Source organism: Plantactinospora mayteni (genome assembly GCF_016862935.1).
In the GTDB taxonomy this organism is placed as follows: domain Bacteria; phylum Actinomycetota; class Actinomycetes; order Mycobacteriales; family Micromonosporaceae; genus Plantactinospora; species Plantactinospora mayteni.
The window spans coordinates 250,618-265,315 of record NZ_BONX01000023.1 but is presented as its reverse complement, the minus strand read 5'-3'; the positions used below and the strand labels follow the sequence as shown (position 1 = coordinate 265,315).

14 protein-coding genes and 1 pseudogene are annotated in these 14,698 nt (G+C 71.9%); 8 read left to right on the top strand and 7 right to left on the bottom strand.

Going from position 1 to position 14,698, the window contains the following annotated elements:
* Window positions 1-34: 34 nt before the first annotated feature.
* The 3 genes from Pma05_RS17385 to cofC form a co-directional block, all read right to left on the bottom strand.
* Window positions 35-2,278 carry an RNA degradosome polyphosphate kinase gene (locus Pma05_RS17385; RefSeq protein WP_372441496.1) on the bottom strand — a complete coding sequence of 748 codons (2,244 nt, stop codon included), beginning with the start codon at window positions 2,276-2,278 and terminating at the stop codon, window positions 35-37.
* A 524-nt stretch (window positions 2,279-2,802) separates the two neighbouring features.
* Window positions 2,803-3,000, bottom strand: coding sequence for a cold-shock protein (locus Pma05_RS17380; RefSeq protein ID WP_203858452.1), 198 nt, complete (start codon window positions 2,998-3,000; stop codon window positions 2,803-2,805).
* 183 nt (window positions 3,001-3,183) lie between these two features.
* A complete protein-coding gene (gene cofC / locus Pma05_RS17375; protein ID WP_203858451.1) occupies window positions 3,184-3,828 on the bottom strand; it encodes a 2-phospho-L-lactate guanylyltransferase in 645 nt (214 codons plus the stop codon).
* A gap of 93 nt (window positions 3,829-3,921) precedes the next feature.
* Here cofC and Pma05_RS17370 point away from each other — a divergent pair, with 93 nt between their 5' ends.
* The 4 genes and pseudogenes from Pma05_RS17370 to Pma05_RS17355 all read left to right on the top strand — a co-directional run bounded on the left by Pma05_RS17370 (window position 3,922) and on the right by Pma05_RS17355 (window position 7,067).
* On the top strand, window positions 3,922-4,077 hold the full coding sequence (locus tag Pma05_RS17370; protein WP_203858450.1) for a hypothetical protein: 156 nt from the start codon (window positions 3,922-3,924) through the stop codon (window positions 4,075-4,077).
* A pseudogene (locus tag Pma05_RS17365) lies at window positions 4,074-4,782 on the top strand (lysophospholipid acyltransferase family protein); the annotation flags it as partial. The gene Pma05_RS17370 and the pseudogene Pma05_RS17365, both read left to right, overlap by 4 nt.
* A gap of 132 nt (window positions 4,783-4,914) precedes the next feature.
* The gene (locus Pma05_RS17360; RefSeq protein ID WP_203858448.1) at window positions 4,915-5,910 is read left to right on the top strand and encodes an NAD(P)H-dependent glycerol-3-phosphate dehydrogenase; all 996 of its coding nucleotides are present in this window, start codon (window positions 4,915-4,917) and stop codon (window positions 5,908-5,910) included.
* A 29-nt stretch (window positions 5,911-5,939) separates the two neighbouring features.
* Window positions 5,940-7,067, top strand: coding sequence for a cystathionine gamma-lyase (locus Pma05_RS17355; RefSeq protein ID WP_203858447.1), 1,128 nt, complete (start codon window positions 5,940-5,942; stop codon window positions 7,065-7,067).
* Between the two features lie 273 nt (window positions 7,068-7,340).
* On the opposite strand, the gene Pma05_RS17350 is transcribed toward Pma05_RS17355, so the two are convergent.
* Window positions 7,341-8,459 (bottom strand): Brp/Blh family beta-carotene 15,15'-dioxygenase, encoded by a 1,119-nt coding sequence (locus tag Pma05_RS17350; RefSeq protein ID WP_203858446.1) that lies wholly within the window; start codon window positions 8,457-8,459, stop codon window positions 7,341-7,343.
* 88 nt (window positions 8,460-8,547) lie between these two features.
* Window positions 8,548-9,246: a bacteriorhodopsin gene (locus tag Pma05_RS17345; protein ID WP_203858445.1), complete on the bottom strand. Its 699-nt coding sequence runs from the start codon at window positions 9,244-9,246 to the stop codon at window positions 8,548-8,550.
* A gap of 268 nt (window positions 9,247-9,514) precedes the next feature.
* On the opposite strand from Pma05_RS17345, the gene Pma05_RS17340 reads away from it, so the two are divergent.
* The 4 genes from Pma05_RS17340 to Pma05_RS17325 all read left to right on the top strand — a co-directional run bounded on the left by Pma05_RS17340 (window position 9,515) and on the right by Pma05_RS17325 (window position 13,637).
* Window positions 9,515-10,099: a hypothetical protein gene (locus tag Pma05_RS17340; protein WP_203858444.1), complete on the top strand. Its 585-nt coding sequence runs from the start codon at window positions 9,515-9,517 to the stop codon at window positions 10,097-10,099.
* Between the two features lie 191 nt (window positions 10,100-10,290).
* Window positions 10,291-10,818 carry a SigE family RNA polymerase sigma factor gene (locus tag Pma05_RS17335; RefSeq protein WP_203858443.1) on the top strand — a complete coding sequence of 176 codons (528 nt, stop codon included), beginning with the start codon at window positions 10,291-10,293 and terminating at the stop codon, window positions 10,816-10,818.
* A complete protein-coding gene (locus Pma05_RS17330; RefSeq protein WP_203858442.1) occupies window positions 10,815-12,215 on the top strand; it encodes a hypothetical protein in 1,401 nt (466 codons plus the stop codon). The genes Pma05_RS17335 and Pma05_RS17330 overlap by 4 nt, the downstream gene beginning before the upstream one ends.
* Window positions 12,216-12,572: 357 nt before the next feature.
* Window positions 12,573-13,637 carry an ROK family protein gene (locus Pma05_RS17325; protein ID WP_203858441.1) on the top strand — a complete coding sequence of 355 codons (1,065 nt, stop codon included), beginning with the start codon at window positions 12,573-12,575 and terminating at the stop codon, window positions 13,635-13,637.
* A gap of 14 nt (window positions 13,638-13,651) precedes the next feature.
* Here Pma05_RS17325 and Pma05_RS17320 read toward each other — a convergent pair whose 3' ends face one another.
* Together Pma05_RS17320 and Pma05_RS17315 are read right to left on the bottom strand one after the other, a co-directional pair.
* Window positions 13,652-13,843, bottom strand: a complete 192-nt coding sequence (locus Pma05_RS17320) for a DUF397 domain-containing protein (protein WP_203858440.1) — start codon at window positions 13,841-13,843, stop codon at window positions 13,652-13,654.
* A complete protein-coding gene (locus Pma05_RS17315) occupies window positions 13,836-14,615 on the bottom strand; it encodes a helix-turn-helix domain-containing protein (protein ID WP_203858439.1) in 780 nt (259 codons plus the stop codon). Before Pma05_RS17315 ends, Pma05_RS17320 begins: the two co-directional genes overlap by 8 nt.
* Between the last annotated feature and the right edge of the window lie 83 nt (window positions 14,616-14,698).

Below are 14,698 nucleotides of genomic sequence, written 5' to 3'. Positions count from 1 at the left end.
CGGCCCCGCCCAATCACTCGGCGGCCCCGGCGAATCACTTGGCGGCTCCGGCGAAGCGGCGTAGCAGTGCCTCCTGGAGGTTCACCAGCGGCGCCTCCGGGCTGCCCTTGCGCCGGGTCCAGCAGCCGTCCCCGGTCAGGTCGAACGCCTCGACCTCCGGGCTCATCGCGGCGGTCAGCAACTCGTCCAGCTCGGCCCGGGCGGTCGGGTCGGTGACCTGCACCAGCGCCTCCACCCGGCGGTCCAGGTTGCGGTGCATCAGGTCGGCGGAGCCGATCCAGAACTCGACACCGCCGTCCGAGCCGCCGGCACCGCCGGTCGCGGTGACTCCGCTGCCGAACCGGAACACCCGGGAGTGTTCGAGGAAGCGGCCGAGGATCGACCGTACCCGGATGTTCTCCGACATCCCCGGTACGCCCGGCCGGAGCGTGCACATGCCCCGGATCAGCAGGTCGACGTGCACTCCGGCCCGGGAGGCCCGGTAGAGCGCGTCCACGATCGCCTCGTCGACCAGCGAGTTGACCTTGAACTGGACCAGACCCGGCAGGCCGGCACGGGCCCGGTCGATCTCGCCCTCGATCCGCTCGATCAGGCCGCGCCGGACACCCTGCGGCGCCACCAGCAACCGCCGGTACGACGTCTGCCGGCTGTACCCGGTCAGCACGTTGAACAGGTCGGTCAGGTCGGCCCCGATCTCCGGGTCGGCGGTGAGCATGCCGAAGTCCTCGTAGAGCCGGGCGGTCTTCGGGTGGTAGTTGCCGGTGCCGATGTGGCAGTACCGCCGGATCTGGTTGCCCTCCTGCCGGACCACCAGCGCGGTCTTGCAGTGCGTCTTGAGCCCGACCAGGCCGTAGACCACGTGGCAGCCGGCCCGCTCCAGTACCCGGGCCCAGCCGATGTTGGCCACCTCGTCGAACCGGGCCTTGATCTCCACCAGCACCACCACCTGCTTGCCGGCGGCGGCGGCGTCGATCAGCGCGTCGACGATCGGGGAGTCCCCGCTGGTGCGGTAGAGCGTCTGCTTGATGGCCAGCACGTTCGGGTCGGCGGCGGCCTGCTCGATGAACCGCTGCACGCTGGTCGAGAACGAGCGGTACGGGTGGTGCACCAGGATGTCGCCGTCGCGCAGGGTGGCGAAGACGCTGCGCGGCACCTCACCCTCGGCGAGCCGGGGATGGGTGGCCGGCACGAACGGCGGGTCCTTCAGCTCGGGCCGGTTGGACTCGTTGTAGACCTGCCAGAGCGCGGTCAGGTCGAGCAGCCCCGGCACCCGCAGCACGTCCTGGCTGTCCATGTCGAGTTCCCGGACCAGCAGGTCGAGGACGTGGTCGGAGACGGAGGCGGCCACTTCGAGGCGTACCGGCGGGCCGAAGCGGCGCCGGGCGAGTTCCCGTTCGAGGGCTTGCAGCAGGTCCTCGTCCCGGTCCTCGTCGACCTCCACCTCGGCGTTGCGGGTGACCCGGAACAGGTGGCACTCCATCACCTGCATGCCGGAGAAGAGCTGGTCGAGGTGGGCCGCGATCAGGTCCTCCATCGGCAGGAACCGGTAGCCGGGCGCGTCCCGCTCCACCCGGACGAACCGGGGTACGTTGTTCGGCACCTTCACCCGGGCGAAGAGTTCCGACCCGTGGTCGGAGTCGCGTACCACCACCGCCAGGTTGAGCGACCGACTGGAGATGTACGGGAACGGGTGTGCCGGGTCGACGGCGAGCGGGGTGAGTACCGGGAAGATCTGCTCCCGGAAGTACGTCCGCAGCCGTTGCCGCTCCGGGGTGGGCAACTCGTCCCAGTGCGGCAGCGCGATGTTCTCGGTGGCCAGCTTCGGCATCACCTCGTCGACGAAGCACGCCGAGTGCCGGGCGACCAGCTCGGCGGCGCGCTCGGAGACCAGTTCGAGCTGGGTGGTCAGCGGCATCTGGTCGCCGCCCCGGACCGGCAGTCCGGCCTGCAACCGCCGCTTCAGCCCGGCGACCCGGACCATGTAGAACTCGTCCAGGTTGTTGGCGAAGATGGCGAGGAACTTGGCCCGCTCCAGCAGCGGGGTGTCCGGGTCCTCGGCCAGGGCCAACACCCGGGCGTTGAAATCCAGCCAGGACAGCTCCCGGTTGAGGAACCGGTCCGACGGCAGCGGGCCGGCCGAATCCCCGACCGGTTCGGCGACCGGTTCGGCGACCCTCTCGGCCGTCTCGGAGCGGGCGGCCAGGGCGCTCTCCGGGGTGGCGCTGCCCGGGCCGGTCGCCGGCACACCCCGTCGGCCCCGCTCCGGGTTGTCGCCCAGCCCGGTCGACGGGCTCCGGTCCGGCCCGCCGGCCGCGGCCCGCGCCGAGTCGGCCGCCTGGTCCAGCGCCGCCGACCGGTCCGGCTCGGCGACGGTGTCCGGTTCGACGGTGCCGTCCGGCTCACCGACCGGCTCGCGGTCCGTGTGTCCAACTGCAGGTTCGCGCTCGGTGTGCCCCGCCGACTGGTCACCGGAGCCCGCCGGCCGCTTGCCGCCGCCCCGGCCGGCCCGGGGCGTGCGGGTGGTCCCCGCCGGCTGGTCGTCGCTCGTCCGGCCACTCCGCGAGGTGCGGGGGGTCCGGGGAGTGCGGGCGGCATCGGCCCCCGGCAGGGGTGCCGGCGCGGGGCGGGACCGGCCCGTCTGTCGGGATTCGGCCGTGCCGTCCGGTGCCGGATCCGGCGTCGGCCGTTCGTTGGCGCCGGACCGCGACTGGCGCTGGGAGAGGGGGCGTCGGGACGGCGGGGTACTCACCACCCCATCATTCCCCGGCAGCGGTGAACGGAAAATGAACTTGACCGAGCGGATCAGGGGAAGGTCGGCAGCGTGATCCGGACCAGCGTGCCGGAGTCGTCGTGCTCCAGCCGGACCCGCTGGCCCAACCGGAGCAGGCGCAGGCCGGAGGCGTCGAAGGCGGTCGCCGGAAAGCTGACTCGGGTGCCGTCGTCGAGCAGCAGCGTGCCGGTCCGGCTCTGCGGGTCGTAGTCGGCCACCGTGCCCTGCATGCCCAGCACCGTACACCGATCGGCCGGTCGGCGGGTCGGCCCGACGGGGCCGGTGGCACCGGAACCGCCGGTCGGCGCTCGGCTCGGGCTCGGCCGTTCGGCGCTCGGCCCTCTGGGCTCGACCGATCGGCGCTCGGCTCTCTGCACTCAGCCGTTCGGCTCTCTGCGCTGCGGGCTCGGTGCTCAGCGCTCGGCGCCGGCCGGGGCCGCCCCCCGGGTCACCGCGGCGGTGTGCCGGCCGAGCCCGAGCGCCAGCGCGACCCGCAGGTCCGCCAAGGTGTCGACGTCGCGGCGCAGGGTCGGCCAGCCGCCGGTGAGCGGACGGGCGCCGGAGGCCGCGTGCGCCGCCGCCGAGTGCGGGCCGAACCGGGGGTCCAGGGCCGCGCCGGGGGCAGCGGTGAGCAGTACGGTGCCGGTGCCGGGGGTGTCCGCGACGAACCGGCGTACCCCCGGGGGGCCGGCGGCGGCCCACAGCGCCTCGGCCAGCTCGGCCGGGCGCAGCGCCGGCAGGTCGGCGGTGAGTGCCGCCACCGGGCCGCCGGAAACCGCTGCCGCGCCCCGGGCGAACGCGGGGTTGAGGCCGGCGGTCGGCGGCTCCGGCACGATCCGGGCGCCGAGCCGGCCCAGGGTACGGGCCGCCTCCGGGTCGCCGGTCACCACCAGCACTTCCCGGACGGCCGGGCAGCCGAGTACGGCCTCGACGGTGTCCTCGGCCAGCGCGAGTGCGAGCAGTTCGTGCGGTACGCCGTCGAGCGCGCCGCGCAGCCGGCTCTTCGCCGATCCGAGACGCTTGACCGGCACCACCACGGTCCAGTTCCGCTCTGCCACGCGACAATCCTGCCAGCTCGGAACCGCCGCCCGGCGTGTGGCGTATCCGGCCCGGGGGATACCCCTGGCTGGCCGTACCCGGGGCGAACAGGCATGATTTCGCTGCGGGCGGCGGCACCCCGGGCCCGGGTCGATGGCGGGCCGGACGGGGTGGGCACGGGTGGTGCCACCTCGCCACCCGAGCCAGGACGCGCGGGTGGCGCCCCGGCCGGGCCGCGTCAGGGTGGGCACGACGAGGAGGCACAGTGACACGGCGCAGGCTGGGGTTCTGGCGACGGTTCGCCGTCTCGGTGGTCAAGCCGGTGCTGACCGTCTGGACCCGGCGCGACTGGCGCGGCATGGAGCACATCCCGTCGTCCGGTGGCGTGATCATCGTGCCGAACCACCTCTCCCACTTCGACCCGCTGGTCTCGGCGCACTTCATCTACGACGCCGGCCGCTGGCCCAGCTACCTGGGCAAGGCGAGCGTCTTCAAGGTGCCGGTGATCGGCAAAATCCTGCTGAAGTGCCACCAGATCCCGGTGGAGCGCGGCACCGTCGACGCGGCCAGGTCGTTGGAGGCGCTGGACCGGGCGGTCCGCTCCGGTGCCGCCGTCGTGATCTATCCGGAGGGCACCACCACCCGGGAGCCCGAGCTGTGGCCGATGCGCGGCAAGACCGGCGCCGCCCGGCTCGCCCTGGCCACCGGCGCCCCGGTGGTACCGGTCGTGATGTGGGGGCCGCAGCGGATCTTCGACCCGAGGACGAAGAAGTTCAGCCTCCGGCCGCGTACCCCGGTGACGGTGGTCGCCGGTCCGCCGGTGGACCTGAGCCGGTGGGTCGGTGCGGGGTCGAGCAAGGCCGTACTGGACGAGATGACCGACGCCATCATGCTGCGGCTGCGCGACATGCTCGCCGAGATCCGGGGCGGGACGCCCCCGCCGATCTGGTCGGCCCAGGCGAACCGCCGCACCGAGGACCGGGCATGAACGAGCGAAGCGAGCGAATCAGCCAGCTCAGTGCCGGCATGAGCGGACGAAGCGAGCGAATCAGCCGGCTCAGTGTCGAGGTGCCTCATGGCGGCATGGAGCGAAGCGGAGTGCCGGCATGAGCCACGTTGCCGTGCTCGGCGCCGGCTCCTGGGGTACCGCCTTCGCCAAGGTGCTCGCCGACGCCGGCCGGGACGTGCTGCTCTGGGCCCGCCGGCCGGCGGTGGCCGAAGCGATCAGCACCACCCGGACCAACCCCGACTACCTGCCCCGGCTGCGGCTGCCGGCGGCGGTACGCGCCAGCACCGACGCCGCCGAGGCGATCACCGGCGCCGACCTGGTGGTGTTGGCCGTACCGGCCCAGACGCTGCGCGGCAACCTGGCCGAGTGGGCCCGGCACCTCGAACCCGACTCGACGCTGGTCTCCCTGATGAAGGGCATCGAGCTGGGCACCACCAAGCGGATGAGCGAGGTGATCGTGGAGACCGCCGGGGTGGCCGCGGACCGGGTCGTCGTGGTCTCCGGCCCCAACCTGGCCGCCGAGATCGCCGACGAGCAGCCCGCCGCGACCGTGGTCGCCTGCACCGACACCGACCGGGCGACCCTGGTGCAGGCGTCGGTCAGCACGCCGTACCTCCGGCCGTACACCAACGACGACGTGATCGGCTGCGAGTTGGGCGGTGCGGTCAAGAACGTGATCGCCCTGGCGTACGGCATGACCACCGCGATGGGGCTGGGCGACAACACCCGGGCAACCCTGATCACCCGGGGGCTGGCCGAGACGGCCCGGCTCGGGGTGGCGCTCGGTGCCGACCCGCTCACCTTCGCCGGCCTGGCCGGGCTCGGTGACCTGGTCGCCACCTGCTCGTCGCCGCTGTCCCGGAACCGGACCTTCGGCGAGCACCTGGGCCGGGGCGAGACCCTGGAGCAGGCGCAGACCGCGACCCGGCAGACCGCCGAAGGGGTGAAGAGCTGCCTGGCGATCCGGGACCTGTCCCGGGCGCACGGTGTGGAGATGCCGATCACCGAGCAGGTCGAGCGGGTCTGCCACGAGGGCGCCGACCCGCGTACCGCGATGGCCGTCCTGATGAGCCGCAAGCCGAGACCCGAGTGACCGGGACCGATCCACGGGAGGATGACACGATGCCCGACCGGCCGGACTACGGTGACGGCACCCGGGTCGTACACGCCGGGCTGCCGGAGCCGGTGCCGGGGGAGCCGTTCCTGCCCGGGCCGGTCTTCGCCGCCCCCTACCATCTCGACCCGGCGATCGGCCCGGAGGCGACCCCCAACGGGTACGGCCGGCCGGACAACCCGACCCGGCGCGGGCTGGAGGCGGCCATCGGTGAGCTGGAGGGCGGGGACTGTCTCGCCTTCGCCAGCGGGCAGGCCGCGATCACCGCCGTACTGCTCTCGGTGCTCCGGCCCGGCGACACGGTGTTGCTCCCCACCGACGGATACTTCCCGGTGCGGGCGTTCGCCGCCGAGACGCTGCGCGGGATCGGGGTACGGGTCGACTTCGTGCCGACCGCCGGCCCGTACCCGGCGTTCGACGGCGTACGGCTGGTGCTGGTCGAGACGCCGGCCAACCCGGGTCTGGACGTCTGCGACATCGCCGAGCTGGCGGCCCGGGCACACGCCGCCGGTACGCTGCTCGCGGTCGACAACACCACCGCGACACCGCTCGGCCAGCGGCCGTTGGACCTCGGCGCCGACCTGGTGGTCGCGTCCGGCACCAAGGCGTTGACCGGGCACTCCGACCTGCTGCTCGGTTACGTGGCCAGCCGGACGGCCGGGCTGCTGGAGACGATCCGGGGCTGGCGGGCCACCACCGGCTCGATCCCGGGTGCCTTCGACGCGTGGCTGGCGCACCGCTCACTGGCCACACTGGACCTGCGGCTGGCCAGGCAGAGCGCCAACGCGGCGGAGGTGGCGGCGACACTCCGGGCCCGCCCCGACGTCTCCGGCGTACGCTGGCCGGGGCTCGCCGACGACCCGGCGTACCCGATCGCCAGCCGGCAGCTTCGGCGGGTGCCCGGGATCGTCGCGTTCGACCTCGGCGACGCCGACCGGGTGACCCGGTTCCTGACCGCCAGCCGGCTGGTCTTCGCGGCGACCTCCTTCGGTGGCCTGCACACCAGCGCCGACCGGCGGGCCCAGTGGGGCGACGACGTCTCCGCCGGATTCGTGCGGCTCTCCTGCGGGGTCGAGGACGCCGCCGACCTGGTCGCCGACCTGACCACCGCGCTCGACACGGCCGGCGGCGCGTAGCTGGCGGCTGGCTGGCGACGGCCACCTGACGGCGCCTGGCTGGCGGCTTCCCTCGTCATCGGCGGTTCCGGGTCGCGGGCGGCTCTACGCCGCTGGCGGTGCCTGGCTGGCGGCGCCTGGCTGGCGGCTGCCCCTCGTCATCGGCGGTTCCGGGTCGCGGTCGGCCCTACGCCGCTGACGGTGCCTGGCTGGCGGCTGCCCCTCGTCACCGACGGTTCCGGGTCGCGGGCGGCTCTACGCCGCTGGTGGTGCCTGGCTGGCGGCTGCCCCTCGTCACCGACGGTTCCGGGTCGCGGGCGGGCGGGCCGGCCGGTCCACGTCGCGTGGCCCGCCGGGGCGGTGCCGGTCCAGCCAGGCCACGACCAGGGCATGCGGCAGGGTGAGCGCGGCCAGCACGGCGAACGCCGCGGGCAGCGTCCCCGCCGGACCGGCGTACCAGACCAGCAGGGCGAACGAGACCAGGACGATCCCGGTCGGCAGCGCCGCCTGCCGGGCGAAACGCCACAACGCCGGAGCCAGCCGCCCTTCCCGCAGACACGCCGCGTTCGCGGGATCGGCGGCGAGCAGCCGTGCCACATGCCGCAGCGAGTGCCAGGCCGCGAAGTAGACCCCGAACGCACAGGTGGGCGGGACGACCACGAACACGGCGGTGAGGACGCCGAGCTGGGCGACGTCGCCCCGGCGTCCCCGGGCCAGATCACGCAGCGCGGTGACCGTGATCGCCAGCGCGGTGAGCAGGAGTGCCCCGGCGCGTACCTCGGCGGTGAGCAGCGCCGTGGACCCGGCGGCGACCCGTTCCAGGAGCGGGTCGACCTGCTCCGGCCAGAGCGCGAGCGGCAGGACCACCGGCGGACCGCCGTACGCGAGTACGCCGAAGGGCCGCAGTCGCGGACGGACGCCCTCCCGTTCGGCCCGGAACGCCTCGTCACCGGCGCCGAAGTGGACGACGGAGAGCACCAGGAACCCCAGCAGCGCCGCCGCCGGACGGGCGAGGAACGCGCAGAGCGCGGCACCGGCCGTGCCGGCGTACCCGAGCAGCACGGCCAGCCGTACGGGTAGCCGCCGCGCCGACCCCAGCCAGCCCGGCACCAGGTGGTCCACCGCGCCGTGTGGAAGCCCGAGCAGCAGCCCGAGCAGTGTGGGGAGGGGCGAGGACGACACCGGCTCGGAGAGGGCGAGCGGGTACAGCGTGAGCGGGTACAGCGTGAGCGTGGCGCCCAGGACGAGGCCGGAGGCGGCGCCGGCCCGGCGGAGCAGCCTCGGGCCGTACCCGGGTCCGCCGGCCCGGCGGCTGTCCCGGCCCTCGGCCCGGCGGCTGTCCTGGCCCTCGGCCCGGCGCTGATCTGCCGCCCGGCGGCGGTCCGGTCGGATCGGGTCGTGGCGGGTGTTCAATGAACCTTTTCAACCTCCCCTTGCCGTTCGGCGGAGCGCAACGTCGGACGCGGTGTGTGAGCGCCGCGCGGTTCAGGTTGAAAAAGGTTCAATCGACGTGCAGGAGGCCGCGGTCGGAGAGTCGGCGGAGCCGGCCGATGTCGAGCAGACTCCAGCCGATCTTCATCAGGGCCGACAGCGTGGCGAAGAGCACGGCGCTGGCCTCGGCGTCGACGATCCCGACCCCGGGCGGCCCGAGGATCCACACCAGCGGGAAGCAGAACCACAGTACGGACAGGACCAGCGCGGTCAACCTGAAGTGCGATGCCATCGCCGACGGCTGCGCCTCCGCCGTGGCGCGCAGCGGACCCCAGATCAGCGCGACGACGATGCCCAGGCCGAGCATGCCGACGCCGTAGACCGCGAACCGCGCCACCTCGTCCACCAGCAGGTCGGCGGCGAGGCCGGAGAGGATGATCGGAAAGCTCCCCAGCAGCAGCGTGAGCACCAGGCCGGCCCGCTTCTCGGAGAGCGCGTGCGTGGCGGTGAGCACCAGGGCGACCAGCAGCAACGGCGCGGTCACGATCCAGTCCGCGTAGTGCGCCCAGGAGATCCGCCGATCGTCGGCGCCCGTCTCACCGATCCCGAGCGCCATGACCAGGTGCCAGGCGAGGGACCAGACCAGGATGACGACGACCAGCAGGTACGCGATCCGGGGAATTCCCTTCGTGTTACGGCTCCACCGGAGGAACCACAGCACCGCGACCGCGCTGATTCCGACGTACGACCACAGCCACCACTTCACCACGCGAACTCCCTGCCTGCTGCTGAACGCCTCCGGTGGGCGGCTCCGGCAGGGCTCCGACCCGGGCATGCCGCGTTCGGATGGGCCCACCTGGATGACCCGGAAAGGCGACGTGACAGGCCCGACAACGGGGTGGTTATCAGCGGTTTGTGCGGTTCCAGTCTAGTCGCGTCGAGGTGAGGATAGTCTTTGTTGACCTGGTTGTTTCGCCCTCGGTTCCTGGCCTGCCACACGGTCGGAACCGGGGTGCGGTGTGGAGACTCGTCCCGGCGTGCGGAGAACGCTGCGAATCCTGCCTGCCCTCGTCGTGACCGGCCTGCTGGCCGCCGGATGCACCGGCCCGGAGCCGGACGCCCCCACCGGCGCGGCCACCCCGACCCCGACTCCGACCGCCGGATCCGCCCTGGGCGATCCGGCGGCGACCGGGTCGGGGCCGGACGGTACCGGGGCGGCCCTCTCCTGCGCGCACGTGATCGACCGGATCGATGCGCCACCGGACGGCTGGACGACGATGGTCGCGGCGGTGGCGATGACCCGGGACCGGCTCGAACCGTCCCCGACCGGTGGTACCGACCCGGCGCGGCTCTTCGCCAAGACCGGCCTGGTGGTCCGGGCCGACTCCCGCGTCGAGTTGGCCGTGCCGGCGGGTTCGGCCGGCCGACCCTGGATCGGCTGGGGGAGCCCGGCGCGGCCCGCCCGAGCGCTGTACTTCCCGGGTTGCCCCGACGAGTCCGGCTGGCTCGCCTTCGCCGGCGGCCTCTGGCTCGACGTGCCCGCCTGCGTGCCGGTGACGGTCCGGTCCGCCGGCCGGGAGGAGCGGGTCCGGATGCGGGTCGGCGTCGACTGTCCGGAGTGACCGGGTCGGCCGCCGGCCGTTCCGGAACCGGCGAACGTCCCCCTTGGCCCAGCCGCAGTTCCCAGCGAAGGATCATCGACCTAGCGTTGATCTTGTTTGCACCTTCCGGTGCTGTCTCTCAACCTGTCGCCTGACAGGGAGCGTCTTACCTGCCATGCGAGGAAGAATGCGATGGGCCATGTGGGTGACTCATGCCGGATGAGGATGAGGAGCGGTTCCGCGAGTTCGTGTTGGAGCAGTGGGGGCCGTTGACTCGGATGGCTTATCTGCTGACCGGGGATCGGGGTGCCGCTGAGGACCTGGTGCAGTCGGCGTTGGAGAAGACCCACCGGAGGTGGGACCGGATCCTCCGCAAGGACACGCCGGGGGTCTATGTCCGCCGGGTGATCGTCAACACTGCGGTTTCATGGCGGCGACGCCGCCGAGTAGTAGAGGTACCGCTTCTAGAGGCTGACGCTACGTCGACGCCAGACGCTTATGACCGGGCGGAGACCCGACATCAGCTGTTGGGGGCGCTGCGTCGGCTACCGCCGAGAATGCGAGCGGTGCTCGTTCTTCGGTACTTCGAGGATCTGAGCGAGGCGGACATTGCCCGGGTTCTCGGCTGTTCGGCAGGGACGGTCAAGAGTCAAGCGTCGCGAGGGCTCGCTCGGCTGCGCGCCGACCTGGAGCCGCCGTCTGTGTTGTTTCAGGCGAGTTTGCGAGGAGATTCAGCATGACCAGAGACGTTGAACTCAAGCTACGTGAGACCCTCCTCGCCGAGGCTGACCGGTTGGCCGTCGTGGAGGATCCGTGGCCACGCTTCGCGCAGCGTGAGGGCGCCCACCGCCGCGCACGCCGGATCCGGGTCGGCGTGGTCGCCGGGTTCCTGGCCGCCGCGGTCGGGGTCCAGACGAACCTGATCCCGCTCCCAGGGTGGTTTCCTGGCATTGCTATCGCCTCATCTCCTTCGCCACTGGCGGATGGGCCCACTCGGGGTAGCCTCGCCACCGACCGCGCCTGGTTGGATGGCTTGCGCCAGCAGGTCAAAGACCAGGAAGACCCGGAAGGGTGGTGGAGGATCACCGATCGCGGTGCGATCCGCATCGTGTATGCCGGCGACGTGCCCGGTTACCGTGTCGCGCTGGTCCTCGTTCCCCTGCGCCTGGGCTTTATTACCTCTGCACAGCTGATCTGGTTCAGTGGTCTCCCCGGAGCCGGGCCTGAACAGATGGAACAAGGCGGGAACGAAGGTGCTGACACTGCGGTGACGACGTGGATGGAGGGCGAGTCGAAGGGCGGCGGTGTCGCGGTCGTCGTCGGGCCCGCTGGTTCCACCGTGACGATCAGCAGCTTCGCCGGCTACTCTCCCACAGGCGTTGTGGAGCGCCACCAGATTGATTCGTCGGTTGGCGCCGGCGTCGGTGTCGCGTCAGTGCCTGCCAGTACTGTCGCGCCGGCACTCACCGCTCGGGTCACGAACGGTGCCACTGTCATCCACGACGGCCCCGTCTATGGCGGCTGGTCCGGGCTGTACGACGCGTCCGCCACCCAAACGGTCAACGAGATGCTCACCACCGCCGTCCGCGACGCCCGGGGACCCGTCATAGACCGAGCCATCCTGACACAGTTCGTCGAGTTCGCGTTGGGCAATAGTCATCTGTTGCCCCGGGATACCGCGATTCGTGTCCGCTGGTCCGGAAGCGTGAACGACAAGCCGGCCGTGCTGTTCACGATCCAGCCGAAGGGAGGTGGCGTTCTCGCCTACGCCATGCACGGCGACATCATGGGCTGGAGAACCGATCTTCGGCTGCTGCTGCCCGCTCACGGCGTCGAACAACGGCCCATCGCATGGCGGATGCGCGCCGAGGGCAAGGACGCACAGACCGATCGCGTTCTCGTGGTAGCCCCACCCGGTGCGGCCACCGCCACCGTCTCCGCTGGAGACGGCGCCCCGATCCCGGTCACCCTCGACGCATCTGGCTTCGGCACCACCACCATCGCGCCGAACCAGCCCGCAACGGTCACCGCCCACGCCGCCGACGGAACCACGTTGGCGAGCACACCCATCCCAGCCTTTGAAGGCAACTCCGGCGGACTACCGGGCGACACCCCGAACACCCGAGTCACCAACTAACAGCCCGATACGCAAGCAGCCACATACCGACTCTGCTCCCCAGGATCGGCTCGGCCCTGCTCCACAGGGCCGAGCCCATCCTTAACCGGCCCACCGCCGCTGGCGCGGCCTTAACCGCCTGCGGAGCTTGCGTACGAACGCCTCGTCCACCCCCAGTCGACGTGAAGTGCCGGATCGGCGCCGCCCTTTTGCGCTGGAAACTACGGCCGGGCCCTCCCGGCGGTCCGGCATCCGCAACCGACCGCGACACTCCGGCGGGCGGCCGGGGGGTGCGGGACCGGCCCGGGTACGGCAGGGTGAGCACATCGGTCGGCGGGATCGGTGTCCGGGCCGGCCGGCGTACCGGGGAGGCACACCTTGGCGAACTCGGAAATACCGGTCGTGGTCGGGCTGGACAACGGCGGTAACAGCAACAATGCCACCGTGCTGGACGCGACCGGGCGGTTCCTGGTCGACCAGTTGGTCGAGACTCCGTGCCGGGTGCTGGACGGCCCGGAGGCGGCGGTCGAGGCGCTGGCGGCGGCGATGGCACAGGTGCTGGCGCGTACCGGCACCCGACCGGAGCAGGTCCGGGCCGTCGGGCTGGACACCCCGGGGCCGGCCAGCGCCACCGGAGTCATCTCGTCGAAGGGCTCGACGAACTTCTCCCAGCCGGGCTGGCGGGGCTACGACATCCGGGGCGCCCTCGAACACCGGCTCGGCCTGCCGGTCGTCTACCACAACGACGGCAACGCCGCCGCGCTCTACGCCCACCACTCCTACTTCGGCGCCGACGCGCCGGAGCGGTCGTCGGTCTCCGCCATCGTCGGCACCGGCCTCGGTGGTGGCGTGGTCGTGGGCGGGGAGGTGGTGACCGGTACCGCCGGGATGGCCGGCGAACTCGGGCACGTGCACATCCCGACGTTCGGCCTGCTCGCCGAGGGGCAGCCGGTGCCGGTCTGCAACTGCGGGTTCGTCGGGGACGTGGAGAGCGTCGCCTCGCTGACCGGCATCCGGCGTAACCTGCTGCCGTACTGGCTGGGCCGGTATGCCGGGCACCCGCTCGGCGAACTCGACCCGGTGAGCGCCGCCAAGCGGGTCCGGTCGTACGGGGTGGACGGTGACCCGATGGCGCTGCGGATCTTCGAGCAGCAGGCGATGGCGCTGGGTCGGCTCTTCACCATCGTCGCCAACTTCACCGATCCCGACGGCTACTTCGTCGGCGGTGGCGTGGTGGAGGCGACACCGGAGTTCCGGGACTGGTTCCTGGCCACCGTCCGGGAGCACACCACGCTCCGTACCGAGCAGGCCGAGCGGGCCCGGTTCGCGCTGGTGCCGGATCTCGACATGGCCGGGGCCCGGGGCGCCGCCATCGCCGCACTGAAGCTGCTCGACGGGGCGGCCACCCCGGCTGTCCGAGGCCAGGATCAGCCGGCCAACTGAGGCGCGGCCCGGCGTCAGCCGTGCGACTTCGCCAGGTTGACGAACGCCTGCCAGGCAGCCGGGCCGAAAGCCAGGGTTCCGCCGTCGCGGTCCTTGGTGTCCCGGACGAGGACACGGCCGGGAAGGTTGTCGGCCACCTCAACGCAGTTGCCTTGGTTGCTGCCGCTGCGGCTGCTCTTGTGCCACTTCGGCGCCAGCTCAGTCATGATCTTTGATCGCCTTCTCGATGAAGTCTCTCGACTGGTGGACGGGGAGAGCGAGACCAGTGGCGATCTCCCACGACAACTCTAGACCATCCAGATCCTTCGGATCCGTGACGAGCCTTCCCCGTAGTTGGTCGTCCACGTACCCCACCCGCCCCCTGCCCGGCAGGGTCGCCAACACGAACGCACCCTGAGAGCCAGCATGCACGCCGGCCGCCCACGGCACGACCAAAAGCTGTACGTGCGACAGGTGGGTAGCTTCCACGAGGTGCCGTAGCTGCTCTTTCAGCACCTCACCGGGGCCGCACCTCAGGGCGGTCTCGCCAATGATGGCGGACAACATCGGCGGTTCGTCCGCGCGGCCGATGGTGGCGGCCTGGCGATCCCTCCGAACCTGAACCGTGTTCTCGGTAGCCCGCTTGGACAATCGGCCGCCGCCACAGACCAGGCGGGTGTACGCCTCCGTCTGGAGTAGCCCGGGGATCAGGTTCGGTTCCCAGGTCCGCAGCAAGGTTGCCTGCTGTTCGTGATCCGTCCACGGGCGTAGCCACGGGGGTCGCGCATCGTCCCGAGCGGCCTCGGTCGCGCGCTGGATCTCGTCTTCGGTCCCGAACAGATCATCGAGGGCCTGTGCCGTGTCGTCTTGCGGGATTATGCGACCAGTCTCGATCTGGGCGATCAATGATCCACTCACCTTGATTGCCGCGCCGCACTTCTCCTGACTCATCCGGTGCTTGGCCCGCTGTTCTCTGAGAATTTCGCGCAGGTCGTTCACGTACTACTCCCAACTAAGGACTTGGGACCCCTTTTTCCGTAGGTACTCCTGGCTGTCAATCTTCCGCTACGGGGGGTTGTCCG

What these genes read in the sequence shown, in the direction of transcription:
- Pma05_RS17370 (WP_203858450.1), top strand. Translation starts at nt 3,922, where the DNA reads ATGATTTCGCTGCGGGCGGCGGCACCCCGGGCCCGGGTCGATGGCGGG.
- Pma05_RS17380 (WP_203858452.1), bottom strand. Translation starts at nt 3,000, where the DNA reads ATGCAGGGCACGGTGGCCGACTACGACCCGCAGAGCCGGACCGGCACG.
- Pma05_RS17335 (WP_203858443.1), top strand. Translation starts at nt 10,291, where the DNA reads ATGCCGGATGAGGATGAGGAGCGGTTCCGCGAGTTCGTGTTGGAGCAG.
- Pma05_RS17360 (WP_203858448.1), top strand. Translation starts at nt 4,915, where the DNA reads ATGAGCCACGTTGCCGTGCTCGGCGCCGGCTCCTGGGGTACCGCCTTC.
- Pma05_RS17355 (WP_203858447.1), top strand. Translation starts at nt 5,940, where the DNA reads ATGCCCGACCGGCCGGACTACGGTGACGGCACCCGGGTCGTACACGCC.
- Pma05_RS17320 (WP_203858440.1), bottom strand. Translation starts at nt 13,843, where the DNA reads ATGACTGAGCTGGCGCCGAAGTGGCACAAGAGCAGCCGCAGCGGCAGC.
- Pma05_RS17330 (WP_203858442.1), top strand. Translation starts at nt 10,815, where the DNA reads ATGACCAGAGACGTTGAACTCAAGCTACGTGAGACCCTCCTCGCCGAG.